Below are 24,744 nucleotides of genomic sequence, written 5' to 3'. Positions count from 1 at the left end.
AAAGTATTTTTTGATCAGACCGATAAAATCAATTCGTTTTTTTGAACGCCAACCTTGGGCTAAGTTGGGACCAGCAGATCAGCCAGAGGAAACACCATGCTGGACAAAAGCCACAAACCAACCTGGACCAGTTTTGAAGAGGCAACCAAGGCCGACTGGGATGCTGTCATGGACTATGAAGAGGCGTATAACGCCGCGCTGCCGGACCGTATTCTGGATGCCATCCGGTCGCTCGACGAGGAGTGGACGCCTTATCCCGTGAACCGCTACCAGCACAGCCTGCAGGCCGCGACGCGCGCTTATGAGGACGGTGCGGATGAGGAACTGGTGGTCGCGGCGCTGATCCACGACACCGGCGATATCCTGTCACCCTACAACCATGGGGAGCTGTCCGCAGCGATGATGAAGCCCTATGTCAGCGAGAAAACCTATTGGATTCTCAAGCATCACTGCGTGTTCCAGGGCTATTACTACAACCACCATCTCGGCGGCGATCGCAACGCCCGCGACAAGTACCGCGACAGCCCGTATTGGGAGGACTGCCGCTATTTCTGCCATGAGTACGATCAGAAGGCATTTGACCCGGAATATCCGACCAAGCCGCTGGAGTTTTTCGAGCCCATGCTGCGCCGCGTTCTGAACAAGGGCGAGGGCCACATGGAACTGAACGAAACGTCCGAGGGTTAGCAGGCCGCCATCAGGCGATAGACGATTTGAGCTGCGGTAAAGTCCCAGGCGGCGTTGCCGTCCGGGGCAAGCTCAACAACGTCAAAACCCACGCATTTGCGGTGCTGCAGCGCGTGTTCCACCAACCGCAGCGCTTGATAATAGCCCAGTCCGCCGGGAACAGGTGTGCCGGTGGCAGGCATTTGCGAGGGGTCCAGCCCGTCGACGTCAAAGCTGACATAGACCAGCTCGGGGAAATCCTCGGGCAGGTCAACAGCGTGGATATTGCCCGTCACCAATTCTTCGGCATCCACGTGGAACACGTGGTTTTTCAGGCGGCTCTTCGCTTCTTCCGTAGAAAATGCGCGCACACCGAATTGGGCCAGTTTGATCCCTTCTTCTGCCAGCAAATGCATGACCGAGGCGTGGCTGTGTTTCTCGCCCTGATAAGCGTTGCGCAGGTCGGCATGTGCATCGACTTGGACGATCCCGATGGGTTGCCCCAATGCGCGCGTCACTCCCATGACGGCGCCGTAGCTGAGCGAATGCTCTCCACCCAGAGTGACCGGTATTTTGCCCGCCCGAACGGCGGCTTCGGTGCGCTGGGACAGGCGGTCCATGATCTCGGCCAGCGAGGCGTCGCAATCGATGGGGTCTTCGGTGAAAATACCCTCGACACAAGGTTCGGCATGGCCGGTAATGCGTTCCAGTTCGTTGCTGGCCTCTATAATCGCTTCGGGGCCTTTGGCGGTGCCCGAGCCATAGGACACGGTGCGTTCCAGCGGCACCGGGATCACGCGGAATCGAGCGTCCTCGGTGCGCTCGGATGCGGTCAGTTCACTGTCGAGAAAAATACTCATGAGAGTCGGTCCTTAAAGTCGTCATAGCCGAACTGTTTGATGATCTTCAGTTCGTCCGTTTCGCTGTTCCATAGCGCGATTGTGGGCAGGGGAACGCCGTTGAACGTGTTGGTCTTGACCATCGAGTAATGCGCCTGATCGAGGAAGGCAAAGCGCTGGCCGATTTCCAGCGGCCTGTCCCACGTGTAGTCGCCGATCACATCGCCCGCCAGACAGGACGGCCCGCCCAGACGGTAGGTGTGACCTTCCTCGGCTTCGTCCATAAGGGCGGGTCGATAAGGGGCTTCGATCACATCGGGCATGTGGCAGGTGGCCGAGATGTCGGTGATCGCGAGGTTCATGTCATTAGTCGGCAGGTCGAGGATTTCGCCCACCAGAATACCCGCGTCCAGCGCTACCGCCTCACCGGGTTCGAGATAGATGTCGAGGCCGTATGTCTCGCGGATGGATTTGATGAAGGCTACCAGTCCGTCGCGGTCGTAATCGTCGCGGGTGATGTGATGACCGCCCCCAAAGTTCAGCCATTTGAGCTGGCCGAGGAAGGGTTTGAGTTTTGGCTCGACGGCCTTCCACGTGCGCTGCAGTGGCTCAAAACCCTGTTCGCAGAGTGTGTGCATGTGCAGACCGTTAACGCCGGTCAAGGTCTCGGCGGTCAGTTGGCTGACCGGCATACCCAGACGCGAGCAGGGCGCGCAAGGGTCGTATTTCGCGACCTCGCCCTCGGAATGTTCCGGATTGATCCGCAGACCGACCTGTACGCCAGCAGCCCGGGCTTTGGCCAGAAAGCGATCCTTCTGGGCCGGAGAGTTGAAGATGATATGGTCCGACAGCGACAGGATTTCGTCCATGTCGGTATCTTTGTACCCGGCGCAGAAAGTTGCGACCTCGCCGCCGTATTCCTCACGGCCCAGACGCGCCTCGTAGATGCCGCTGGCGCAGGTGCCGTCGAGGTGCTGGCGGACCAGCGGGGCCAGCGAGAACATCGAGAACGCCTTGAGGGCACTGAGCACATGCGCACCGGACCGGGCGCCGATGTCAGCAAGGATCGTCAGGTTGCGTTCGACAGCCTTTTCATCGACCACGAAGCATGGGCTCGGCACGCGGCTCAGATCAAATCTGCGAAAGGCTCCGGCGTCGCCAGCCTGTGTGGTCATCATGTCGGACATAACCGGCGTCTCCGTATTAAGGAGGGGCCGGGGGCACTGCCCCCGGACCCCCGGGATATTTGTAGCCAGATGAAGCTAAAACGGATCAGAATTCGACGGGGCCGTCGAGTTCGTGGACCTGCCACGGCAGACCATGTTCGTTCAGCATGTCCATGAAGTCATCGGGGTCGAGTTGCTCCATGTTCCACACGCCTGGCTCGGTCCAGTTGCCTTTCAGAACCTGTGCAGCGCCGATCATGGCCGGGACGCCGGTGGTGTAGCTGACAGCCTGGCTGCCGACTTCGCGGTAGCATTCTTCGTGGTCGCAGATGTTGTAGATGTAATAGGTCTTCTCGCCCGAGCCATCCTTGGCCTGACCCGTGGCGATATCGCCGATGCAGGCTTTGCCTTTGGTTTCCGCGCCCAGATCGCCGGGATCAGGCAATAGGGTTTTCAGGAACTGGATCGGGATGATTTCCTTGCCGTCGTGCATCACCGGATCGATGCGGGTCATGCCGACATTTTCCAGCACTTTGGCGTGGGTGATGTAAGCGTCGCCAAAAGTCATCCAGAAACGGGCGCGCTCGATTTCGGAGAAGTGGGTCGAGAGCGACTCCAGTTCCTCGTGATACATCAGGTACATGTTTTTGGGGCCGATGGCGGGGAAGTCGAACTCGACCTTATGGGTCATGGCGGGGGAGTGTTTCCACTCGCCACCTTCCCAGTGGCGCACTTCGGCCAGCACTTCGCGCAGGTTGATCTCCGGGTTGAAGTTGGTGGCAAATTCCTGATCGTTCGAGCCGCCATTAGCATCCAGAACGTCGATCTGGCGGATGGTCTCCAGCTTGTGCTTCTTCAGCCATTTGGCGAAGACGGATGTAACACCCGGATCGAAACCCGAGCCGAGGATGGCGGTCAGGCCGGCCTCTTTGAACTTGTCCTGATAAGCCCATTGCCAGTGGTATTCGAACTTGGCCTCATCCTCAGGTTCGTAGTTCGCGGTGTCGAGATAGTGGATACCGGCCTCAAGGCACGCGTCCATCAGCACCAGATCCTGATAGGGCAGGGCGAGGTTCACAAGAATTTCGGCCCCGGTGTCCTTGATCAGCTTGACGGTGTCTTCGACTTTGTAGGCGTCCAACTCGGCTGTAGCGATATCAACGCCCACACGCTCTTTCACCGATTTGGCGATGGCGTCGCATTTCGATTTCGTCCGGCTGGCCAGAGTGATTTCGGTAAAGATATCCGAATTCATTGCCATCTTGTGCACGGCTGCGTGCGAAACGCCGCCCGCTCCGACAACCAGTGTTTTGCCAGTAAATGAACCCATGGGGGTGATCTCCTCTCACAGGGGGTTATTCGTAATAGGTGTAGCCGTTGATCGAGTCGCGATAGGCGCTCATCAGGGTTTTGCGGTCTTTGGCTTTCAGAGTACCGGTCGAAATCGCCTCGTCCACCATTTTGCGAAAGGCCGCGACGCAGTCCTGCGGGTCAAACTCGACATAGGACAGAACTTCGGAGATGGTGTCGCCTTCCTGTTCGTGCAGCAGGTCGAAGCCTCCGTCGGCACGCAGGTCGATGGTGACGACATTGGTATCTCCGAACAGGTTATGCAGATCGCCCAGCGTTTCCTGATAGGCGCCGACGAAGAAGACGCCCATGTAGTATTCGTCTTCTTCAGGCAGCGAATGCACCGGCAGACTGGGCGAGACGCCATCGGCCAGAATGAACCGGTCGATCTTGCCGTCACTGTCGCAGGTGATGTCGGACAGAACTGCGCGGCGGTCCGGGGCCTGGTTCAAGCCTTGCAGCGGTACGATAGGGTGCAGCTGATCGATGGCCCAGACATCGGGCAGGGATTGGAACAGCGAGAAATTGCAGTGGTAGATGTCGGCCACTTTCTCTAGCTGGTCGTCTACATCCGTCTCCAGATCATCGCTTGCGGCCAGCGCCTTGAGGCGGGCCATCAGTGAAAGGTAAATTCGTTCAGCCCGGGCCATCTGGCGCAGGTCGACATAGCCGCGGCGGAACATGGCACGCAATTCGTTGCGATAGAAGGTGGCGTCGTTCCAACATTCCTGTAGGCGGTCGCTGCTGAGGTAACCGTGCACGGCCGCCAGGTCCGAGACCAAATGGTGGTCGTCGGCTTCGACCTCGGGTCCGTTGGGCGCATCGTACAAAGTGCTTTCCAGCACGTTGAAGACCAGCATCGAAGACGTGGCGACCACAGCGCGGCCACTTTCCGTGACCAGCGTCGGGTGGTCGACTTCGGCCTCGTCCATCGCGTAGGCCACGGTTTCCACGACGTTGGCGCAATACTCTTCGACCGTATAGTTGATCGAGTTTTCGGCAGCCCTCTTCTCGCCCGTATAGTCGACACCCATGCCGCCGCCGAGATCCAGATGAGTCAGCGGCACGCCCTCGCGGGTCAGCTCGGTGTAGTAACGGCAGGCTTCACCGACGGCACGGCGCACATCGTTGACGTCCTGCACCTGAGAGCCCAGATGCGAATGCTGCAGCTTCAGGCAATGCAGAAGGCCCGCGTCGCGCAGCTTGTCCACAGTGGCGACCAGTTGATCGGTGTTCATGCCAAATGCGGATCGATCGCCCGAGCTTTCTTCCCACTTGCCGCTGATCTGGTTGGTCAGTTTGACCCGCACACCAATCAGGGGTTCGATGCCCAGCTCGTTATAGACCTCGATCACCGTGTCAGCCTCTTTCGGGCTTTCCAGAACAATGACGGTGTTGAAGCCGATCTTGCGGGACAGGATCGCCAACTGAATGAACTCGGCATCCTTGACGCCGTTGCATACGATCAGCGCCTCGCTGGCAAGACGGTGCGCCAGTGCGACCACCAATTCAGGCTTGGATCCAGCCTCGAGCCCGTAGTTGTACTTCTTGCCGAATTCGACAATCCGGTCCACAACCTGCGCCTGCTGGTTCACTTTGATCGGGAAGACGCCGCGATAGCTGCCCTTATAGCCTACGCGTGCAATTGCTTCGCGAAAACTCACGTTCAGATGCGCGATCTCATGTTCCAGATAAGACGACACGCGCAAAACCATTGGTGCTTTGATGCCCCGGTCGTCCAAGTCGGTCAGAATTCCCGGCAGGCTGATCGCCGCCGCTTCGGGCACCAGAGGGTTGCGCAGACCGATCTCGCCCTGCTCCGTCACCTCGATGAGGCCTTTGCCCCATTTCTCAACCCCGTAGATGGAATGCGGTGCGTCGGGCGTGTGTTTCAATCAAGTCTGTCCTTGCAATAGGGTGCCAGTTTCGCGCCCGCCAATACGGCAGCATTTTGATTCTTCCAAGTGTAATCTATGCGGCGGGATTTGCCGAATTTATGTGGACGTGCGAATTGGGATCAGATGGTTGTCCCATTGGCAATCAGACTGGGTCAAGATCCTGGCTGTATTGGCTGCTAACACTCCGATCAAACCGATGCCCGTCGTAAACACAAACCCGTTCTTCCCAGTGCAAAGGCCGCAGACGTCGTCGAAATTGAAAACACCATCAAGCTGGCCATCAGCAACGCGGAACCGATGCAGGGCATTGCCGCGCGGGCAGGTGATTGCAACGGTTTCGCCATCGCCGGAAAAGGCGATGCTGCCCGCATACCCCTGCAGCGTGCTTTGGTCGGTATCGGGCGCGCTTAGCAATCGGGCTTCCTCACCGCGACGGTGCAGCCCCAGCAGGGGAGGGTATTTCGACTTGTCTCCTTGCCACTGCATCGCAAGGCCGACCAGCCCGTCCGGCCGCACGGCCAGATGGCGGATCGAGTTTTTGTGCAGGGCATTTGGCAGTTCTATCTGCTCTAAAACCGCACCTGACAGATCAAGGTAGGTCAGGCGAGGTTGCATCACCGGCAGATTCAGCTTGGTCCGACCGGTTTCCGGATGGGTCTCGATCCCGCCGTTTGCAACGACCAGAGTTTGACCGTCGGGCATAAGGCGCATGTCATGCGGTCCGACCCCGCCCGAAGAGAACTCGCCAAGTCTGGAATAGCTGTTGGCATCCCAGATGCCGATCACGCCCTGACCGGCCTCGTAATCGTTTTCGGTGGTGAAAAGTCGGGATCCATCGCGCGAGAAAACGCCATGACCATAGAAGTGGCGACCTTCGGGCGCTGCCAATCGTGCGGTTTTCTTCCCCGACGCGCAGTCGATGACGATGGCAAAGGTTCCGGGGCGGCGCGCAAAGGTGACCGCCTGCGCACGATGAGGATGCGCGGCTGCGGCGTGACCACGGGCCGGCAGTGGCAATGAGAACAGAGTATCTCCGCCTGCGGTTAGCCCAACCAGACGATAACTACCGTCGGGAAACAGCGCGGCGGCCAGAAAATCCGGCGCTCCGACCGATGCCCAACCGCGCACAGGCGCAAGGCTAGCGGCAGCCAATCCTGCAAGAAATTGTCGTCGGCTGGTCACGGTTCAATCTCCGTCCAAAGAGTTGAAACCGGCGCTGATGCCCAGCTTAGGGCCAAGTTCGGTCGCGCCGATCGCATGGATGTCGTTGATCGATTGCTGCAGCGCCTCGACGCGGAACCGTCCCTGCGGCGTGGTCACACCGGCAAATGCAGGATCTTCCAGCGCTTGGGCACGGTCTATGGCCGAGGCGAATGCGCTGTCCAGATCGGCAGCGATTTCAGGGTGATCCACCGACAGGCGTGCCGCAAGATCTCGCAGAGAAATCAGCGACAGCTCAACATGGCGCAGCGAGCGTTCTGAACGACGTGCCTCGGCGCGCTTGGGTCGCGGGCGGTCGAAGGTCCCCATCGGGCGGCCGAGGCGGGTTTCTGCAGTGAACTCCAGACCGGTCATCAGGGCTTTGTAGAGCTCCTGCATGGCTTCGTCTTCCGACCGATAGGGGCTGCCGTCGCCCGGGTTCATTAATGCCGCTGCATAGTCTGCCCAGTCAGAGTCGATTGCGCGGGCATTGCCGTCGATATCCGCAGCAATTGCTTGGATCAGGGCACAGCGATATTCTGCATTGCCCTGACCTGAAAACCGTGGATCGTAAAGCATCAGTTCCAGCGCGAAAAATCCGCGACCGGCTACGGAGGTTTCCGCAAAGGAAACAGATGATTGGACGGTCGAGTCTTCGTCTGTGATCAATCTCGACAGGGCCTTGGGCGTGAACTCTTTGGAGTCGGGCCAGAAAGCCAGTGCAAAGGCACGGTCCTCCGCCTCGGAAGGCCCGAAACGCAGATGGCTGACGGAAATCCAGTCATCAAAGGCGGCGTTGTACGCTTCCCGAAGTTGGGTCGAGTTGGGGTCGCAACCCGCCTGCGCCGCTTGTGTCAGCGCGCCGGTTGCGTCTGATAGTGCCGCGTACCCGGGCAGGATATGCGCCTCGACCGTGTCGGCCAGGATTGGCGTCCGATCCTGGGCGTGGGCGCAAAGGGGAAGCGACAAGGCCAGAGCAAAAGCGAAGATACGCATGGGTCAGAGGCTCTCCAAAAAGCGAACAAGGGCATCGCGGTCGGGCTTTGGCATCGAAACGACCGTGTCGCGTGCCACTTGCGCTTCGCCGCCATGCCACAGGATCGCTTCAAGCAACGACCGCGCGCGACCGTCGTGCAGGAATTGCGTATGTCCTGACACTTGTTCGGTCATCCCAATCCCCCAAAGCGGAGCGGTGCGCCATTCGCGACCTGTCGCGCGCGCCTCGGGGCGGTTGTCGGCCAGCTCTTCGCCCAAGTCGTGCAGCAACAGGTCCGAATAGGGCCAGATCAATTGGAAGCTTTGCTCGGGCCGATCTTCCAGGCGGTGGGTTACAAAAGCAGGCGTATGGCAGGATGCGCATCCGGTCTCATGAAACACCTGCTTGCCGCGCAACACCTGTGGGTCATCCACATCGCGCCGTGCTGGGACACCCAGATTGCGGCTGTAAAATGCGACGAGGTCCAAGCCGACCTGATCGATTTCGAATTCCCGCACGTCACCATCACCATGCGGCGCGTTCACGCAATCCACCTGTGCGTCGGTGCAATCGCCGTGACCTGCCGGGTACAGCGGGCTGGAAATGCCAATGTCACCGGCAAAGGCTGCAGCGGATTGCTCCATCACTGTGGGCATACCTGCCTTATGGCCGAACCGGCCCATCATCGGCGCGTCGTATTCAATTGCCCAGACAATGTTCGGGCGGCCGGAAATCCCGTCGCCGTTTTCATCCTCCGGGTCGGCGTTTGCCAGCAGATCCTCGACCGGAATCGCTTCGAGTAACCCCAGACCGATCATCTGCGGTGCAACACGTGGGCTGAGCATGGCGTCCGGGTGCAATGGGCCATAACCCAGATTAGCAGCCTCATATGCCGGGCGGCGAAGCGTAACAGTTTCCCCATCCGACAGGGTTACTGGAACGTCCTCATAAGTGATGTCCAAACGGTATTCTGCCGGGTGACCGGGCAGCGCCAGATCCTGCATCTGGCCGCCGTAATTCGGTTCGGGCAAGGTCGCGATATAGTCCTTGATCTCAGGATAACCGTCTTCGGTGGCACCGGGGACAGAGACCCGCAGGAACATCGATACTGCGTTGTCGTCGGGACCGTTCGGCGTGTGCCCGCGGCCGTCCTTGATATGACAGCGCTGGCAAGACCGGGCGTTATAGAGCGGCCCCAATCCATCCGAAGCCAGCGTCGAAGCCGGGGACGATACCCAGATTTTCTTGAATAGCCCGTTGCCGACCCTGAAATCCAATTCCTGCTCGAAAGTCAGATTGCCCGACGGCTGCGAAAACGCATCGGCATCGGTGCGTGCACGGACGGTGGCAGCCCCGGCGGGCAATTCCTCGAACGGTTGCGGCGCGCCGAAATCCTTGGGCGCTGCAGTTGCACCGGCGATGCGGGCGTTTTCGTCTTCGGTTCTGGGAATGTAATTGAGATGAAGATCCTGCAGCTCTGCTGACAGAGATTGGGTGGCCGTCAAGACGGCCACCGGAATAAGAACGAGCTTACTCGCCTTCGTCCATTTTCGATGCATTGAGTTGCGCATAATTGGCTTCGCCAATCCTTTCGTGCAGGTCGAGCTGCGTTTCCAGAAAATCGATATGGCCTTCCTCATCCGCCAGCAATCCCTCAAACAGAGACATAGTGACGTAGTCTCCGGCGCTCTGGCAGTATTCGCGGGCTTCCTTGTACAGGGCGCGTGCATCGATCTCAGCCGCGAGATCACATTCCAGCGACTCTTTCGGCGTTTGCCCGATGCGCAAAGGGTCAAGCTGTTGAAGGTTCGGATGCCCACCCAGAAAGATGATCCGCTCGATCAGTTTGTCCGCGTGCTGCATTTCCTCGATGGATTCTTCGCGGCTTTTCTTGGCCATGTGACCAAGGCCCCAATCCTCCTGCAGGCGATAATGCAGCCAATACTGACTGACGGCCGTCAGTTCATGCCGCAGTGATTTGTTGAGATATTCTATGACCTTTTGGTCGCCCTTCATCTGCATCCTCCTGTGTTGCTTCGCTGCGCAATGCACGAAGCTGCATCGGGACTTCCAACTTATCGCTAGACCGCATCGAGTCTAGGAAAAGCGGCATGCACCCGCCACAATCTGCAGATTTTCCAAGGGCATGGTAGATTTTACCAGGAGTGATGACTGCGTAGGGATCCGACGCGCGCATCCAGTCAATGGCGGACCGGATGTCGTGATCAGAGATGTTTGTACAGTGGCATACGATCATGGCAGTCAGGGCTCGGAATAATTTATCTTACCATATTAGTAAGTTATTTGCTGCAGGTCTAGAGGCAACACATCAATATGTCCCTCATAAGATCGGGAAGCGGCATGAAACTGCCGCCTCCCGCGATTTGGTTATTGGAACACCGCGTCAGGGTTATCCAAGCTGTCCGAACCTTCGAAATCGATCTGGTCGAGTTTCAGCGCGGCCACGATGCGCTCGATGGTCTTGGTCTGATCGACCAGGCCGTCCACGCCGCCCATGATCAGAACTTTGCCGCCTTCGTTGCCACGCTCCAGCATCTGATCGTAGGCGAAACCGGCTTCGGCTGTCGATTTCAGGCGACCCAGAGCTTGCATGGTGTTGGCCAGTTTGACCTTCATCTCGGCATCCAGCGACGGGTCGGTCGCGATGACAAGATCAGACAGCGATGCGCCGCTGACCGGGGTGCCGTCGATGCGGGTGTAGCTGCCCAGGTAAACGTTCTGAATGCCCAGACCGTCATAGTAATGGCTGTTATGCGTGTTGTCCGAGAAACAATCGTGCTCTTCTTCCGGGTCGTTCAGCATCAGGCCAAGACGCATACGCTCTCCGGCTTGCTCGCCATAGGACAGCGAGCCCATGCCGGTCAGGATCGCGCTGACGCCGGCGGCTTCGTTCGCGTTCAGGGCTGCGCGCGCCTCACCACCTTCTGCCCACTGAGAGGCCATCCATTCCAGATCGCTGATTAGCAGTTCGGTGGCTGCGCTCAGATATTGCGCGCGGCGGTCGCAGTTGCCACCGGTGCAGCCGTCGCCTTGCACGTAGTCGGTATACGGACGGTTGCCGGCACCTGCGCCATGGCCGTTCATGTCCTGGCCCCACAGCAGGAACTCGATTGCGTGATAGCCGGTGGCAACGTTCGCTTCGATTCCGTCCGCTTCATGCAGCGTTTCTCCCAGCAGTTCAGGGGTGATTTCGCTGGCGTCGATGGTTTGGCCCGACAGTTCGAAGCTGGGGTTCGCGATGACGTTCAGCGCAGCGAACTCGTTTTCGTCAGTCGGCCCACCATAGGAGGAATCCACATAGTCGATCAGGCCTTCGTCCAGCGGCCAGGCGTTCACTTTGCCTTCCCAGTCGTCGACGATCGCGTTGCCGAAACGATAAACTTCGGTCTGCTGATAGGGTACACGCGCGGTGATCCAGGCGGCGCGCGCAGCATTTAGCGTTGCGTCCGAGGGACCTGCAATCAGAGCGTTCACTGCGTCCTGCAGCGATTTTGCCGCGATCAGGCTGTCGTCGTACTTGGCTTCGGCAATATTCGCATACGTTGTCAGAACATCAGCTTTCGTGGGTGCATCAGCTGCAAAGGCTGCAGACGCAATGCCCAGGGTCAGTGCGCTGGTAGCAGCAAAAAATTTTGTCATGGGGGTGACACTTTCCTGTCAGAAACAAATTTACAGGCGTCGCTGGGCGACGCGTACGGCCAAAAACTGAGTGAAACAGTCAGATAAGTCAACCTGAGTTTTATTGTCGGAATTAAATGGCGCACCCATCCGATGATCCTCTATCCCCATAATTGGCGGGGAAACGAACCGTTGCTGCGATTGCGCGGGGTTTTAAACACATTAGAATGAACTTCGTGATTCCCAGTTGGATGGTGCCCTGTTTATGAGATGCGCAATCTTCGCTTTGTTCCTGACCCCGGCTTTTGCCCTGTCGCAGACCCAAAGCCCGGCGCATGTACATGGCACCGGCTATATGGACATTGCGTTTTCGGGTGAGGCGTTTTCCCTGTCGCTCGCTGTGCCTGCAGCCGACATCATCGGATTTGGAGGGCCGGCAGAGACAGACGAAGACCGCGCGCTGGTTGCTGTTGCAATATCCGATCTCTCCAAACCCCTGGGTCTTTTTGTCCTGCCCGAGGAGGCGGGGTGTTTCACTGCGTCGGCCAATGTCACGCTTTCGGGTGAAGGGTTGGGGCAAGACGCAAGCGGGCAGGCCGCCGATCAGGCAGAGCACAGTGAGTTTTTGGCCGATTACCAGATTCAGTGTCAGGATATGGCTGCGTTGGCAAGTATCCGGTTTGCCTATTTCGACCGTTTTGAAAATTCACAGAAGTTGATCGTTCGGATCGCCCGGTCGGGCGAGAATCGCACGTACGATGTGTCGCGCAACCAGCCGGATTTAATCATGTGACGCAACAAACACCTGTGCCGAAGCGTTGAGCGTTCAGCGTAAGGGGTCAGGTGGGCGGACCACACAGGCTGCCTCCGCACGCATAGGGCGACACCTCTTATTGTGCTACTATTGTTCGTGATTGTTATTTTGGAGGGCGATTAAGTGGCCTGGATCATGGCATATGCAGGGGCGGTTCCGACTGCAAAAAAAGCGGAATATGAGATGCACGCGAAACGGATGGCGCGTATCTTTCGCAAACACGGCGCAACGCGGGTTGTGGAAACCTGGGGCGCATCTGTTCCGCCCGGCGAGGTAACGTCGTTTCCGCTTGCTGTGCAGGCTGGCGCGGATGACACGGTGGTCACTGGTTGGCAGGAATGGCCGGATCAGGCATCGCAAGAGGCGGGATTTGCCGCTGCAATGCAAGACCCGGAGATGGGTGACATGAGCGACGTGCCCGTCAACGGAAAAACAATTATTTTTGGCGGATTTGAGGTTCTTGCGGATATTTAACCTAGGTGCCGACGGCGGGCACTGTTTCGGCTTACTGGGGCGTGCGAATTTCTGTGTTCACATCCTTTAACGGTGTTCAGACGTTACTGAGCATCCAGTCGCGAACCCGTTTTGCGTTGTCGACCAGGGGCTTGTAGTCGGACCAGACCAGATAGAAGCCATAACCTGTTTCCCAGCGCCATTCTTCCATGGCTGACAGCAATCCACGCTCGGCCAATGGGGTCGTGAGGTGGCTCCAGCCCAGGGCATACCCTTCCCCCGCCAGAGTTGCCTGCAGCACAAGCGCGTAGTCATTCAACCGAAGCCCTGAAACCGGAGGCTTCTTGGTGACACCAAAGCTTTCGAACCAATGGGTCCAGCCCGGACGTTCGCGCGTCGGTTCTTCGAGGTGAATCAACCGGTGCTGTAACAGCTCTTCAACGCTTTTGGGGCGACCTCTGTTTTCTACTTCAATCGGGCTGGCGACGGGGCACAAGACCTCGTTTGCAATCAGAGCAGAATTACAGCCCTCCCACGTGCCTTTGCCGCGGCGAATGGCCAGACTGATGTTCTCGGCAACAATATCGGGTTCACGGTCGCTGGATTGAAGTCTGAGGTCGATATCGGGAAACGACTGGTGGAACTCCTGTAGCTTTGGCATCATCCAGAAAAAGTTGAAGGCCGAGGACGCGTTGAGCGTTACATGATCGTTCTGGGTGAACTGTCGAACCGCATTGACCGAGTTCAGTATCTGGTCAAATGAGCGGGACACATCGGAATACAGCTTTGACCCGGCTGACGTCAGGACAATCTTTCGGTGTTCACGATGAAACAGCTGCACATTCAGCGAGGCCTCTAGCTGTTTGATCGCGGCACTGACCGCTGGCTGTTTCACATTCATTTCATCGGCTGCACGTGTAATCGACTGAAGCCGCGCCGCGGCTTCAAAATATACGAGATGTTTCGATGATGAGATTGTTTTCCAGAGCTGATGCATAATCTGTGTTTATCCAAATCATCACCTTTTTCAACCGTCACGAACCTGTCGCGACGCGGTAGTGTGCAGGTCAAATGAATCGAGGAGTCACCCATGGCCAGACGCGCCCGCGCCTCGCGCGACCGCCAAAGCGCCGCTGCCGGAGCCCCGGCATCGCCGTACATCCAGCGGAGCCTGAGCTATTTCAACCCGTTGAACGAAGAGGATCTGGAGCGTCTCGAAGCCCAGGTTGACTGGATTTTCGAAGACGTTGGCATCGCGTTTCGCGACGACCCCGAGGCGCTGGAGCTGTGGCGTCGTGAGGGCGCGCGGATAGAAGGTGACATCGTGCGTGCCGATGCAGCGTGGATTCGCGATCTGTGCGCGAAGGCGCCGAAAAAATTCACCCAATTGGCCCGTAATCCAGAACGGTCCGTTGTCATTGGCGACGGCAATCAGGTTTTTGCTCCGGTATATGGCGCTCCGTTCGTGCGCGACCTTGAAGACGGGCGTCGATACGGCGACATGGATGCGTTCCAGAAGCTGGTCAAACTGACTTATCTGCATCCGAACCTGCATCATGGTGGTTTCGTCACGTGCGAACCCTGTGACATTCCGGTCAGCAAGCGGCATCTGGACATGATGTTCGCCCACATGACGCTCAGCGATAAGCCGCATCTGGGCGCGATCACCGAGATGAGCCGCGCACAGGACAGTGTAGAGATGGCCGAAATAATCTTTGGCGCGGATGTAATGGAGCAAAATTGCGTCATTATGGGCAACGTCAACACCAACTCGCCCTTGTTGGTGGATCGGGTGGTGACCGAAGCCGCGCGGGTCTATTCCACCCGGGGTCAGGGCATGATCGTGGTGCCTTTCATCCTGTCGGGGGCCATGGGACCGGTCAGTACGGCCGCAAGCGTCGCCCAAGCCATGGCTGAGGCGATGATGGTCTGCGCCTATGTACAACTGCTGCGTCCCGGCGCGCCATTCGTATTGGGCAACTTCCTGTCCTCCATGTCGCTGAAATCCGGCGCGCCGACTTTTGGTATGCCCGAGCCTGTGATGTCGAACTATGCAATTGGTCAGTTGGCGCGTCGCGCTGGTCTGCCGCTGCGCTGTGGCGGATCGCTGACGGCTTCCAAAATCGAGGACGCGCAAGCCGCATATGAATCCGCCGACTCGATGCACTCGACCATGCTTGCCGGGGCCAATTTCGTCCTGCATTCTGCGGGATGGCTCGAGGGCGGCCTCTGCACCGGGTTTGAAAAGCTTATTATGGATGCAGACCGGCTGGGGTCTTACCAGAAGGTTCTGAGTCAGGGTCTCGATACCAGCGAGGAAGCCTTCGCCCGCGATGCCTATACCGAGGTTGACGCAGGCGGTCATTTCCTCGGCTGCGCGCACACGATGCGAAACTATCAGGCAGCGTTCTATGAGCCGAAACTCAGCGACAGCGAGAATGTCGAAAGCTGGGAAGAGGGAGGTTCTAAGGACATGCGCCGCCGTGCCTACGAGCGCTGGAACGAAATGCTGAAGGAATACCAGCCTCCAGCTATGGACGAAGCCAAAAAGGAAGAACTGGCGGCCTATGTCGCACGGCGAAAGGAAGAAATCCCGGACGCTTGGTACTGACAAGGCGATCCCTTCATCTGGCCAAAAATACCTTCGGGGTGAATTGAGCCACAGGTTCAAGAGGGGGCAGACAGCCCCCTTTCCCCAAACATCACACACACATGACACAGGACTTTCCCATGCCTGAAATTCAAAAAGACGAAAGCACCGGCGGCAAACAGCTTCCCTCTCACGCCAAAGTCGTCGTGATCGGCGGCGGCGTCGTTGGATGCTCTATTCTGTTCCACCTCGCCAAATTCGGTTGGAAGGACGTGGTCTTGCTGGAACGTGATGAACTGACCTCCGGCTCGTCCTGGCACGCCGCCGGTCAGATCCATACGATCAGTTCGGACCCCAACATCTCGCGTCTGCAGAGCTATACGATTGATCTGTACAAAGAGATCGAAGAGACTTCGGGCCATTCCGTCGGCCTGCACATCACCGGCGGCTTCTATCTGGCCTCGACCAAGGACTGGTACGACTACCTCAAACGCGAACGGTCCAAGGCCCGCTACATGGGGCTGCACCAGGAGTTCATCAGTCCGAAAGAGGTGGCTGAGCGCCACCCCTTGATCGACCCCAAACACTATCACGCAGCGCTCTGGGATGATCAGGACGGCGACCTGGACCCATCCGGTGCGACCTATGCCTTCGCTAAATCGGCCAAGGTGCACGGGGCGCAGTATTTTACCCATTGCGGTGTGACCGGGATGAGCCAGCGTCCCGACGGCAGCTGGGACCTGACGACACCCAAGGGTCAGATCAATGCCGAGTATGTGGTGAACTGCGGCGGCCTCTGGGCGCGCGAGGTGGGGCATATGTCCGGTGTTCACCTGCCTGTGCAACCGATGGAGCATCACTACCTGATCACCGAAAAGATCGATGCGGTTGCCAATCACGGCACGCGTCTGCCTGCCGGGATCGACTACGAAGCAAACATCTATTTCCGTCAGGAACGTCAGGGCATGCTTCTGGGCACCTACGAGCCCAAGGGTACACCGTGGAAAGTTGATGGTACGCCTTGGGATTTCGGCCACGAATTACTGCAACCTGATCTGGATCGCGTCGCCGACCGGTTGGAGATGTCCTTTGAACGTATTCCCGCAATTGGAGAGGCCGGGATCAAGGATATCATCAACGGGCCGTTTACCTTCGGGCCGGACGGCAACCCGATGATCGGCCCGGTTCCGGGCATGAAGAACTACTGGGTCGCTGTAGGTGTCATGGCTGGTTTCTGTCAGGGCGGAGGTGTGGGCCTGACCATGGCCGAGTGGATGATCGACGGCGAACCCTCGATTGATGTCTGGGCCATGGATGTGGCGCGCTTTGGCGAGTTTGCGACCCCGGATTGGGGCACGATCAAGTCGACAGAGAATTACGAACGCCGTTTCGTGATGACCTTCCCGAACGAAACCTTGCCCAAAGGCCGGATGCAGAAAACAACGGCGCTCTATGACCGTCTGGTCGCAAAGGGCGCTGTAATGGGGCAGGGGTTTGGCCTTGAGAACGCTCTTTGGTTTGCAGGCAGCCCGGAAGACGCGCATGAAACACCCACGTTCGAGCGCAATCGCAGTCACGACTACGTGGCACGCGAGGTCAAAGCCGTGCAAGAGGCTGTCGGCGGCATCGAAATCGCCAACTTTGCTAAGCACGAATTCAAGGGCGCAGGGTCGCGTGACTACCTGAACAAGATGCTGGCCGGCTATGTGCCGAAACCGGGCCGACTGGCACTGACGCCGATGCTGACCGAAAAGGGGCGTCTCTATGGCGATTTGACTGTGGCGTGTCTGACCGAGGATCACTTTGTTCTGTTCGGCTCGGGCGCGATGCAGGACGCACATCGGCGCTGGTTTGAAAAGGACCTGCCCCCGGATGTTACTTATGCCAATGTCTCGGGCGACTGGCACGGGATCGCCTTGTCCGGACCGAAATCGCGCGAGTTGCTGGCCCGCATCACCCGTGAAGACGTCAGCCCTGTTGCGCTGAAGTTCCGCGACCTGCGCCAGACTTTCGTCGGCGGTGTTCCGGTGATCCTGAACCGGATTTCGTTCTCGGGCGAGCTGGGATATGAGATCTACTGCCGTCCGCAATACCTGCTTCGCCTGGCCGAAGCGATTGAAGAGGCCGGAGCCGATCTGGGCTATCGCTGGTACGGCGCCCGCGCGCTGATGTCTCTGCGTCTGGAAAAAGGCTGGGGCGTCTGGACCACCGACTTCCGCCCGGATTTCAACGCGGTCGAAAGCGGCATGGATGCCTTTATCAACTGGAAGAAGGATTTTGTCGGTAAAGAGGCCACGTTGAAATTCCGGGAAGACGGGGTTTCGCGCAAGCTGGTCACCATGACAATCGACGTCGACGGTATCGACGTTTCCAACGACGAGGCGATCCTGAAGGACAGTGAACCAGTGGGTTACGTTTCCTCTGGCGGTTATGGTCACCGTGTCGGCAAGTCGATGGCCATGGGCTACGTGGCGACGGAAAGCGCAGTGCCGGGGACTAACTTGCAGGTTGAAATCCTTGGCAATTTCTATGACGCCGAAGTGCTGGGCGGTCCGGTCTATGACGCCAATGGCGCGAACATGCGGGCGTGATGCCCAAGCTGGATTGCCTCTATGGCCGTCAAAACGGGCCATGAGGCGATCCGAGGCAGGTTCCTTAGGTCATGACAGGGATGGGGCGCAAAAGCCCCATCCGCAAAATCCTCAATGGACAAAGTGCAGTTCTGAGAAACTCTGACGCCATTCAGCAACCTCAGCGGCGATATCATCGCCTGCCAGTCCGGACGTAATCTGCGCCGCCAGTCCGCCTGCATCTTTGGACGTCATCCCCCACCGAACCAACTCGGGCGTACCGATCCGGAGACCGTTCATATCTCCGGTCACTTCTGGCGCGGGCAGACCGATTCCGCAGGCTAGGAACCCGGCACGGCGCAGGGTTTTGGACGCAGTTTGCCCGCCGCCATAGGGTGCAGCCAATACGGCAAATTGGTGCGATGCGGTAAACCCTTCGCGCCCGGCAAAGACCGGAACGCCGTTCGCATCCAGACCATCGGCCAATGCCTGCGCCATCGCGATCATCTCGGCGGCGTATTGCGAACCAAAATCCCGCCAATCCAGCATCGTCACGGCAAGGGCTGCCGACTTAGCCGCGTCGAAGTTTGCCGTCATGCCGGGGAATGCAATTGCATCGAGTTTTTCCGCGATCTCAGCATCATTCGTAACGATCAAACCTCCGGCAGGCCCGCCAAGGCTTTTGTAGGTACTCATCGTCATGAAATGAGCGCCCTCAGCCAGAGGATTTCGCCACGCCTTGCCCGCGATGATCCCACATTGATGGGCGGCGTCGAACATGACCTTGGCCCCAATCTCGTCGGCAATCTGACGGACCTCCTTCACCGGATGTTCGAACAGGTTCAGGCTGCCGCCGATAGTGATCAGCTTGGGCCGCTCTTTCAGCGCAATGGCGCGCAGGTGGTCAAGGTCGACGGTATAGCCGTAACCGTCCGTCGGGGCATCAACGGTACGCAGCCCAAAAAGACCTGCACATCCCGCCACGTGATGGGTCACGTGCCCCCCGATCGAAGCCGGTGGCGCAATGATCGTGTCGCCCGGTTTGCAGGTGGCCATGAAACCATACAGGTTCGCAATGGCCCCGGAAGGTACGCGGATTTCGGCGAATTTGGCGTCAAAAACCTCGGCGCAGAGTTCGGCAGCAATGACCTCGATCTCTTCGATGGCTTCCAGACCCATCTCATATTTATCGCCCGGGTACCCCAAAGATGGGCGCGATCCGATTCCGGAGGCCAACAGCGCTTCTGCCCTCGGGTTCATCACGTTTGTCGCGGGATTGAGGTTGAAGCATTCCTTTTCGTGGATTTCCTTGTTCCGAGTTGCAAGGTTCTCGATCTGTGCAAGCAGATCTGCCGACGATGTCTGCGACGTCTGGCTTGCGATTTTCTGAACGAGGGCCTCGGACGCAGCAGGGACCCAGTGCCGAGATTCAATTGTCATGTCTGTGACCTCCAAGTTGCCACCAGATTGAACAATCGGGGCGACATCGCAAATCAGATTTGCTATTTCTTGGCATAGAAAAACTGAGTCTTTGTCTATGGCCGTCTTACCTCGCCGACCAAAAGGGCCGCCCCTTAACGCTCTTCGTGCCTTTGAGGCCGCCGCGCGCCTAGGCAGTTTTGTCTCTGCGGCTGAAGAGCTTAGCGTTACGCCCGGCGCGGTTTCGCAACATATCAAAACTGTGGAGGCTTGGGCCGACGTGCCGCTGTTTCGACGAAATGCCCAAGGGGTCGAATTGACCTCGTCAGGGCGTCAATTGGCCAGCGAGTTCACCTTGGCGTTCGATCATCTGGCCGCCGCAACCCAAAGCTTGCGAAACCTGAGCCCGAGCGTCGAAATCCACATTGCCGCCTTGCCTTCGGTCGCGCAGCTCTGGTTACCTGCACGTTTAGGGCGGATAAGGGAATCCCGACCGGATCTGAAGTTCTCTGTTACTGCTCTGGAAACCCCGCCCAGACTGTCGCGTGAGCTGTTCGACCTGTCGGTGTTTTTTACTGTTCCCGACGGTGGGGCAAACCAGATTGTTGTCACCGAGGACGTCATATTCCCGGTTTGCTCACCGAAGCTGGCTGACAGATTTCGTTTTGCTTCTATTCCACTGCTTCATGATCAAACATGGCATGATGATTGGCGGCTGTGGTCAGAAGCAACAAGAGCAGACATCGCTGATCCGACCAAGGGCCCAAAATACTCGCTATACGGTCTCGCGGTCGAAGAGGCCAAATCAGGCGCGGGCGCCCTCATGGCGCATGCCTGTTTGGTTGAGCAAGCCTTGCGGAATGGGCACCTGTGCCGAATGTCCGCCGAGGAGTGTGCCACAGGTCAGGCATTGGTGATATTCCTTCCGCACCCGTCCAGACGACGTCCGGAAATTGATGAAATTGTCGGTCTGTTACGAGACACGGAGCGGTCCGGTCAGTGCTGACGCCGAGCAATCTAACGCCCCGCAACGATGTTAGGGTCAGGATACATTGATTTTCAAAGCGCTGCGTGATTCACGGCTCGAAAACCGGAGCGGTGATATGAGCGACCTTTTCTGGCTGACTGCTGAGCAGATGGCCAAACTTTCCCCTTTCTTCCTGCGGTCGCATGGCAAGCCACGGGTCGATGACAAGAGGGTGCTGAGCGGGATTATCTTCATCAATCGCAATGGGTTGCGGTGGCGTGACGCTCCCAAAGAATACGGGCCGCACAAGACGCTTTATAGCCGGTGGAAGCGTTGGAGTGAGAAAGGTAAGTATTTCGACCTTGTGTGTTCCGGGAAAACCTTCGGCGAGATTTCTGAGGCTGAAGGCGTCTCAAAACGCCGTATTCAGCATCTGATCGAACTGTCGTTCCTGGCACCGGATATCATTCGTTCGGTTCATGAGGGCAAGCAGCCGATTGGCCTGACTTCCGAATGGCTAAAACGTCATGCCTTCTCGCCGCTCTGGGCAGAACAGCGCGAACAGTTTGCTGCCCTTTGAATACCTGCCCACGAGCTAATTCTTTCACGTTTCCAAAAACATGAAGATGATCCGGCCAATTCTCGACCGGGTCACCCCGGCTCCGTACATCAAAGCCGCATCATTGGAGATGCACCTGACATCGTTCACAGTCAAACTGCTACCGCGGAAATGGCGATTCCAGACTTTTCGCAGAAATCCCAAGTATTGCGCCGTCACTGGAGTCTGGAGTGTCGAGAAACCTCAAAACCGACCGGAAATTCCGGGCGAATTTCCCAAATTCTCCAGCGATAACAATATGTTAGCTGTGCTGGCTGGGGTGGTAGGAATCCTTGCCAACCGATGATTGTTATCGACTTTTTGGCGAAGCCTGAGAAACTGGGGCGGTTCCGGGGGCATTTTGGCTGCTAGAGGGGCCGTTCACTAGTGACGACGGGTGCTTACGACTGGTTCCGGGGGCTGACGGGTGGTCGCAGGTGCTGACGTGACAGCTTGGCCGAGAGAAAAACGTGATTTATTGAGACGCTAGAGAAATATCGCAAAAGTTCTTTCGATCGTCCAATAACTCGCAATGATACCGATTCCGTACACCACCGACATCCGAGCGTAGAATTCAGTACGTTCTGGAACTCGAAGCTGCAAAAGTATCAAACCGGCAATCAAAACTCCCGCAACGAAAACCAACTGTCCCACTTCAACGCCTATGTTAAAGAACAGCAAGGCAATTGGAACTTCTGAAGGTGGCAGTCCAATCTCAGATAGCGCGCCAGCGAATCCCAGACCGTGCAAAAGCCCGAAAGCAAATGCCACCACCCAAGGAGCTTTGCTCGCCAAAGACGATCTTCCACGCGCTTTCCAGACAATTTCTGAGGCTAGGAAAACAATCGATAGGGCGATAGTTGCTTCTACAGGAGCTGCCGGCAATGACACAAAACCAAATGTTGCAAGCCCCAGTGTTATCGAGTGGGCAACTGTGAACGCGGTAACAGTTTTAATTAGCATCCACCATCCTTGAACAAGGAACAGAAGGGCCAACACAAAAAGAAGATGGTCCAGACCTGCCAGGATGTGTTCGATGCCGAGGATCGTGTACCGCTTGGCTGCGCGTATTGTTGAACCTGAGCCGGCCAGCCACTCATCTAGGCCAACAACCATTGCTTCTCCATCGCGTTTGACCAATCGCGTTACTGGATCTTGACCAAACCAGCGGACTGTCAGCAAAGCACCTTCACGCTTCCATGGCAGTAGCAGACTGTCTTCTGCCGTCATCGGCTCCGAGCAGCTAAACTCAAATGTTACTGAATATGATCCTCTTTCACCATTTGGGTTACCGACGAACGAGCATTGGGTTGGCAAAACTGGTGACAGTATGGCGGCCGAGATTCGACGGGGCACCTTCGAAGTTAAACGATATTCGCCCGGGATTGCTTCAACCAATTCGGCCCGATCCACACCCAGTGAATGCGCGTGTGTACCCTCGGCCGAAAATGCAAGCAGTATGGCCGACACTGCAGCGAAAAGACGAAATCTAATCACCTTCATTACCCGATGGAGGCACAATTTCGACGACGTAGTCGGATTCCACTGCCTGCAGTTCTTTGTCCATTAACTCTCGGGATTTGTCTGAAAGCCATTGTGTTCCCACCCAATCCTTAACTTCCAAGAAGTCGGGTAAACTCGGCGGATTTTCTTTGGACACTTTCAGAAAATGGACGGTTCCGGTTTGAGACAAAAATGGACCATGCCAAGATTCGCCCTTGTCCACTGTTTTTAAGATCTCTTTTGCCGTCTCCGCTCCAAACGCCTGGACGAGACGCCGTTGATCCATGTAACGAAGCGTACCACCACTATAAATGCCAGCATTGCCTTGAACTATTGCAGCGCCGGCTTCGTTCAGGTCGTTTATGACAGTTTCGGGAACATCGCCACTTGAGGCAAAAGTCACATGTTCAAAATCATAACTCAGAGGACTTTGGAACTTTTCGGAGTTGTTTTCAAAATACTCCTGCAGTTCTGCTTCTGTTGGTTCGGGTATATCCCCGGCGATAAAAAACCTCATGTTCTGCAATAAAAGTGCCCGTATGCGAGAACTGTCCGAAAAGCCGCGTTTCACAGCTTCTCGGACCAAGATTTCTTCTTCAATGAAATTTCTAACAATTTCCTTTTTTTCGACCTCGGTTAGTGGCCTTAAAAGAAGCTCAGCCTCCTGGTCAAAAAGGTATTGTTGAGTAGCTGTTTCAACCACGATCACTTCACGGTCGTCTTTTGCGAAAATTGTCTGCGCTGCGAACAATAAGCCTGCAATAATTAGGAATTGAAAGAGTGGTTCTCCGAAGATTGCTCGAACTATCTTTGTCGCGTCGGATTTGGGTTCGTTGACCGTTCTATCGGAATCATGATCTGAACTGCTTAAGGCCATGTTTGCATCCTTGAAAGTTCACCTGAAAAGCAGCCCGAAAAGAGGCATCTTCCCGCAAGTTAACAAGAGCGCCGAGTGCAACTCGGTAGATTGCCACCCCTCAATTTGTCTTCTGGTATTTCTGTGCGGCAGAGGGGAACAAAAGAACGCGTGTCTCAAGTCTAACATCTTGATTCGCGCAAAGTTTCGCTTGGGTATTCTCCAAATTGCCGGCGGTAATTTCCGGCCATTCTTCCAAGGTCACCAAATCCTAGCCCAGTGGCCAAGTCGGTAACGGTACTGTCAGAAGGATCAGTCTTTCTTAGTTGCTTACGAAGTTCGATCAAACGACGTATTTCCAAGTATCTTCGCGGCGTCAAACCGAGAGACTGCCGTAAAGCGTAAAAGAGCGTGCGCCGCCCGACGCCCAACTCCCTGGAAATCAGGTCCAAATTGGGCAAGGCTTCTCCAGAGCTGTCAGCTAAGTCGTCGAATGCCTTCAACAACTTGTACCTACTGGTAAGTTGCAAATCAGCGGATGAGTCTTCGAGCCACGGATGCAAGACGGGTTCGAGGGCGTCCAATATAGCCTCTCGTGCATCAAATATCTTCGATAGGTTTGGAGGCTCATTTACGGGCGCCGCCAACTCAGTGGCGCGCTGGCACATGAATTTGAGCTGTTTCAAATGTTCAGTTGGTACTTTAGAAAGTGGCGCTCCGCGGAAATTCCACCCTAGATCGACAGAAATTTCTTTGGAGACACTGATTTCTAGCGTTTTCACAGGACCGAGAAACACATAGTCCATTTCTTGGCCAGGTCGAAACAACATTGCGTAACCTGGATCAAGTTCGCGACCTAGGGAAACTACACCCTTTGGTGCGTCAATTACGAAGCCAAAATGTACCCTTCCATCATCAGACATTTGATCTTGCCATCTGCAATGAGCAAATCCATGCGCCCAAAGCAAGGACACGCCATCTAATTCAACAACGCAGTAGCTCAATTTCGCCGAGCCCGGAGAAAACTGAGTGTAGCCAGGAATCATACCTGTGGTCTGATACAAAAACTCCGAAATATCTTCGGCTTCTTGCAGACAGATTTGTTGTACGCGCATGGGCCCTAATCGTACGGAAATTGGTCGGGTCGGCAAGATTTTTGTTAAATATTCCTATGTTTGCACAAATTACGTAGCCCACACACATGTTTGGGGGTCAAATCGAGATTAACTTTACAATTCTT

The 24,744-nt window shown here is 56.7% G+C and carries 21 protein-coding genes and 1 pseudogene; 7 read left to right on the top strand and 15 right to left on the bottom strand.

Translation table 11 applies throughout. From position 1 onward, the window contains the following. Window positions 1–96 precede the first annotated feature (96 nt). On the top strand, window positions 97–687 hold the full coding sequence (locus ACR0AA_RS05360; protein WP_480662045.1) for an HD domain-containing protein: 591 nt from the start codon (window positions 97–99) through the stop codon (window positions 685–687). Here ACR0AA_RS05360 and speB read toward each other — a convergent pair. From speB to ACR0AA_RS05310, 10 genes are all read right to left on the bottom strand, one after another. Beyond that, window positions 684–1,526 carry an agmatinase gene (gene speB, locus ACR0AA_RS05355; RefSeq protein ID WP_480662047.1) on the bottom strand — a complete coding sequence of 281 codons (843 nt, stop codon included), beginning with the start codon at window positions 1,524–1,526 and terminating at the stop codon, window positions 684–686. The genes ACR0AA_RS05360 and speB overlap by 4 nt on opposite strands. Then, window positions 1,523–2,692, bottom strand: a complete 1,170-nt coding sequence (gene nspC, locus ACR0AA_RS05350; RefSeq protein WP_480662049.1) for a carboxynorspermidine decarboxylase — start codon at window positions 2,690–2,692, stop codon at window positions 1,523–1,525. Before nspC ends, speB begins: the two co-directional genes overlap by 4 nt. An 85-nt stretch (window positions 2,693–2,777) precedes the next feature. Further along, complete coding sequence (locus tag ACR0AA_RS05345) at window positions 2,778–4,001, bottom strand: saccharopine dehydrogenase family protein (RefSeq protein ID WP_480755592.1); 1,224 nt, start codon at window positions 3,999–4,001, stop codon at window positions 2,778–2,780. A gap of 25 nt (window positions 4,002–4,026) precedes the next feature. Then, a complete protein-coding gene (gene speA, locus ACR0AA_RS05340) occupies window positions 4,027–5,916 on the bottom strand; it encodes a biosynthetic arginine decarboxylase (protein ID WP_480662053.1) in 1,890 nt (629 codons plus the stop codon). Window positions 5,917–6,015: 99 nt separating this feature from the next. Further along, window positions 6,016–7,101 (bottom strand): DUF1513 domain-containing protein, encoded by a 1,086-nt coding sequence (locus tag ACR0AA_RS05335; protein WP_480755589.1) that lies wholly within the window; start codon window positions 7,099–7,101, stop codon window positions 6,016–6,018. A 3-nt stretch (window positions 7,102–7,104) separates the two neighbouring features. Continuing rightward, complete coding sequence (locus ACR0AA_RS05330) at window positions 7,105–8,115, bottom strand: imelysin family protein (protein ID WP_480755587.1); 1,011 nt, start codon at window positions 8,113–8,115, stop codon at window positions 7,105–7,107. 3 nt (window positions 8,116–8,118) lie between these two features. After that, window positions 8,119–9,654 (bottom strand): di-heme oxidoreductase family protein, encoded by a 1,536-nt coding sequence (locus ACR0AA_RS05325; RefSeq protein ID WP_480662864.1) that lies wholly within the window; start codon window positions 9,652–9,654, stop codon window positions 8,119–8,121. Continuing rightward, on the bottom strand, window positions 9,626–10,111 hold the full coding sequence (gene bfr / locus ACR0AA_RS05320) for a bacterioferritin (protein WP_480662059.1): 486 nt from the start codon (window positions 10,109–10,111) through the stop codon (window positions 9,626–9,628). The genes ACR0AA_RS05325 and bfr overlap by 29 nt, the downstream gene beginning before the upstream one ends. Further along, window positions 10,059–10,352, bottom strand: coding sequence for a (2Fe-2S)-binding protein (locus ACR0AA_RS05315; RefSeq protein ID WP_480755585.1), 294 nt, complete (start codon window positions 10,350–10,352; stop codon window positions 10,059–10,061). The genes bfr and ACR0AA_RS05315 overlap by 53 nt, the downstream gene beginning before the upstream one ends. 131 nt (window positions 10,353–10,483) lie before the next feature. Then, the gene (locus ACR0AA_RS05310; RefSeq protein ID WP_480662063.1) at window positions 10,484–11,755 is read right to left on the bottom strand and encodes an imelysin family protein; all 1,272 of its coding nucleotides are present in this window, start codon (window positions 11,753–11,755) and stop codon (window positions 10,484–10,486) included. 244 nt (window positions 11,756–11,999) lie between these two features. On the opposite strand from ACR0AA_RS05310, the gene ACR0AA_RS05305 reads away from it, so the two are divergent. Beyond that, entirely contained in the window at window positions 12,000–12,527 is a 528-nt protein-coding gene (locus ACR0AA_RS05305) for a ZrgA family zinc uptake protein (RefSeq protein ID WP_480662065.1), read from the top strand. 144 nt (window positions 12,528–12,671) lie between these two features. After that, the gene (locus ACR0AA_RS05300) at window positions 12,672–13,022 is read left to right on the top strand and encodes a DUF1428 domain-containing protein (protein ID WP_480755582.1); all 351 of its coding nucleotides are present in this window, start codon (window positions 12,672–12,674) and stop codon (window positions 13,020–13,022) included. A gap of 76 nt (window positions 13,023–13,098) precedes the next feature. Here the strand turns inward: ACR0AA_RS05300 and ACR0AA_RS05295 are convergent, their stop codons facing one another. Then, window positions 13,099–13,998, bottom strand: coding sequence for a LysR substrate-binding domain-containing protein (locus ACR0AA_RS05295; protein ID WP_480662069.1), 900 nt, complete (start codon window positions 13,996–13,998; stop codon window positions 13,099–13,101). 93 nt (window positions 13,999–14,091) lie between these two features. On the opposite strand from ACR0AA_RS05295, the gene ACR0AA_RS05290 reads away from it, so the two are divergent. Both ACR0AA_RS05290 and ACR0AA_RS05285 read left to right on the top strand, forming a co-directional pair. Then, entirely contained in the window at window positions 14,092–15,612 is a 1,521-nt protein-coding gene (locus ACR0AA_RS05290) for a trimethylamine methyltransferase family protein (RefSeq protein ID WP_480662071.1), read from the top strand. Between the two features lie 119 nt (window positions 15,613–15,731). Continuing rightward, entirely contained in the window at window positions 15,732–18,182 is a 2,451-nt protein-coding gene (locus ACR0AA_RS05285) for a GcvT family protein (protein WP_480755580.1), read from the top strand. A gap of 111 nt (window positions 18,183–18,293) precedes the next feature. On the opposite strand, the gene ACR0AA_RS05280 is transcribed toward ACR0AA_RS05285, so the two are convergent. Then, the gene (locus tag ACR0AA_RS05280) at window positions 18,294–19,601 is read right to left on the bottom strand and encodes an aminotransferase class I/II-fold pyridoxal phosphate-dependent enzyme (RefSeq protein WP_480755579.1); all 1,308 of its coding nucleotides are present in this window, start codon (window positions 19,599–19,601) and stop codon (window positions 18,294–18,296) included. Between the two features lie 97 nt (window positions 19,602–19,698). On the opposite strand from ACR0AA_RS05280, the gene ACR0AA_RS05275 reads away from it, so the two are divergent. Both ACR0AA_RS05275 and ACR0AA_RS05270 read left to right on the top strand, forming a co-directional pair. Then, window positions 19,699–20,586, top strand: a complete 888-nt coding sequence (locus ACR0AA_RS05275; protein ID WP_480755578.1) for a LysR family transcriptional regulator — start codon at window positions 19,699–19,701, stop codon at window positions 20,584–20,586. 97 nt (window positions 20,587–20,683) lie between these two features. After that, window positions 20,684–20,902 (top strand): annotated as a pseudogene (locus ACR0AA_RS05270) (transposase); the annotation flags it as partial. Between the two features lie 729 nt (window positions 20,903–21,631). On the opposite strand, the gene ACR0AA_RS05265 reads toward ACR0AA_RS05270, so the two are convergent. From ACR0AA_RS05265 to ACR0AA_RS05255, 3 genes are all read right to left on the bottom strand, one after another. Further along, window positions 21,632–22,375, bottom strand: a complete 744-nt coding sequence (locus tag ACR0AA_RS05265; RefSeq protein ID WP_480755577.1) for a HupE/UreJ family protein — start codon at window positions 22,373–22,375, stop codon at window positions 21,632–21,634. Between the two features lie 259 nt (window positions 22,376–22,634). Then, window positions 22,635–23,525 carry a peptidyl-prolyl cis-trans isomerase gene (locus ACR0AA_RS05260; protein ID WP_480755576.1) on the bottom strand — a complete coding sequence of 297 codons (891 nt, stop codon included), beginning with the start codon at window positions 23,523–23,525 and terminating at the stop codon, window positions 22,635–22,637. Window positions 23,526–23,686: 161 nt separating this feature from the next. Further along, window positions 23,687–24,619, bottom strand: coding sequence for a helix-turn-helix domain-containing protein (locus ACR0AA_RS05255; protein ID WP_480755575.1), 933 nt, complete (start codon window positions 24,617–24,619; stop codon window positions 23,687–23,689). Between the last annotated feature and the right edge of the window lie 125 nt (window positions 24,620–24,744).

This window comes from Ruegeria sp. CE8 (assembly GCF_056537465.1).
This window is presented reverse-complemented; position numbering and strand designations above follow the sequence as displayed.

What these genes read in the sequence shown, in the direction of transcription:
- ACR0AA_RS05360 (WP_480662045.1), top strand. Translation starts at nt 97, where the DNA reads ATGCTGGACAAAAGCCACAAACCAACCTGGACCAGTTTTGAAGAGGCA.
- speB (WP_480662047.1), bottom strand. Translation starts at nt 1,526, where the DNA reads ATGAGTATTTTTCTCGACAGTGAACTGACCGCATCCGAGCGCACCGAG.
- nspC (WP_480662049.1), bottom strand. Translation starts at nt 2,692, where the DNA reads ATGTCCGACATGATGACCACACAGGCTGGCGACGCCGGAGCCTTTCGC.
- ACR0AA_RS05345 (WP_480755592.1), bottom strand. Translation starts at nt 4,001, where the DNA reads ATGGGTTCATTTACTGGCAAAACACTGGTTGTCGGAGCGGGCGGCGTT.
- ACR0AA_RS05330 (WP_480755587.1), bottom strand. Translation starts at nt 8,115, where the DNA reads ATGCGTATCTTCGCTTTTGCTCTGGCCTTGTCGCTTCCCCTTTGCGCC.
- ACR0AA_RS05325 (WP_480662864.1), bottom strand. Translation starts at nt 9,654, where the DNA reads ATGCATCGAAAATGGACGAAGGCGAGTAAGCTCGTTCTTATTCCGGTG.
- bfr (WP_480662059.1), bottom strand. Translation starts at nt 10,111, where the DNA reads ATGAAGGGCGACCAAAAGGTCATAGAATATCTCAACAAATCACTGCGG.
- ACR0AA_RS05315 (WP_480755585.1), bottom strand. Translation starts at nt 10,352, where the DNA reads ATGATCGTATGCCACTGTACAAACATCTCTGATCACGACATCCGGTCC.
- ACR0AA_RS05310 (WP_480662063.1), bottom strand. Translation starts at nt 11,755, where the DNA reads ATGACAAAATTTTTTGCTGCTACCAGCGCACTGACCCTGGGCATTGCG.
- ACR0AA_RS05305 (WP_480662065.1), top strand. Translation starts at nt 12,000, where the DNA reads ATGAGATGCGCAATCTTCGCTTTGTTCCTGACCCCGGCTTTTGCCCTG.
- ACR0AA_RS05295 (WP_480662069.1), bottom strand. Translation starts at nt 13,998, where the DNA reads ATGCATCAGCTCTGGAAAACAATCTCATCATCGAAACATCTCGTATAT.
- ACR0AA_RS05290 (WP_480662071.1), top strand. Translation starts at nt 14,092, where the DNA reads ATGGCCAGACGCGCCCGCGCCTCGCGCGACCGCCAAAGCGCCGCTGCC.
- ACR0AA_RS05285 (WP_480755580.1), top strand. Translation starts at nt 15,732, where the DNA reads ATGCCTGAAATTCAAAAAGACGAAAGCACCGGCGGCAAACAGCTTCCC.
- ACR0AA_RS05280 (WP_480755579.1), bottom strand. Translation starts at nt 19,601, where the DNA reads ATGACAATTGAATCTCGGCACTGGGTCCCTGCTGCGTCCGAGGCCCTC.
- ACR0AA_RS05275 (WP_480755578.1), top strand. Translation starts at nt 19,699, where the DNA reads ATGGCCGTCTTACCTCGCCGACCAAAAGGGCCGCCCCTTAACGCTCTT.
- ACR0AA_RS05265 (WP_480755577.1), bottom strand. Translation starts at nt 22,375, where the DNA reads ATGACGGCAGAAGACAGTCTGCTACTGCCATGGAAGCGTGAAGGTGCT.
- ACR0AA_RS05260 (WP_480755576.1), bottom strand. Translation starts at nt 23,525, where the DNA reads ATGGCCTTAAGCAGTTCAGATCATGATTCCGATAGAACGGTCAACGAA.
- ACR0AA_RS05255 (WP_480755575.1), bottom strand. Translation starts at nt 24,619, where the DNA reads ATGCGCGTACAACAAATCTGTCTGCAAGAAGCCGAAGATATTTCGGAG.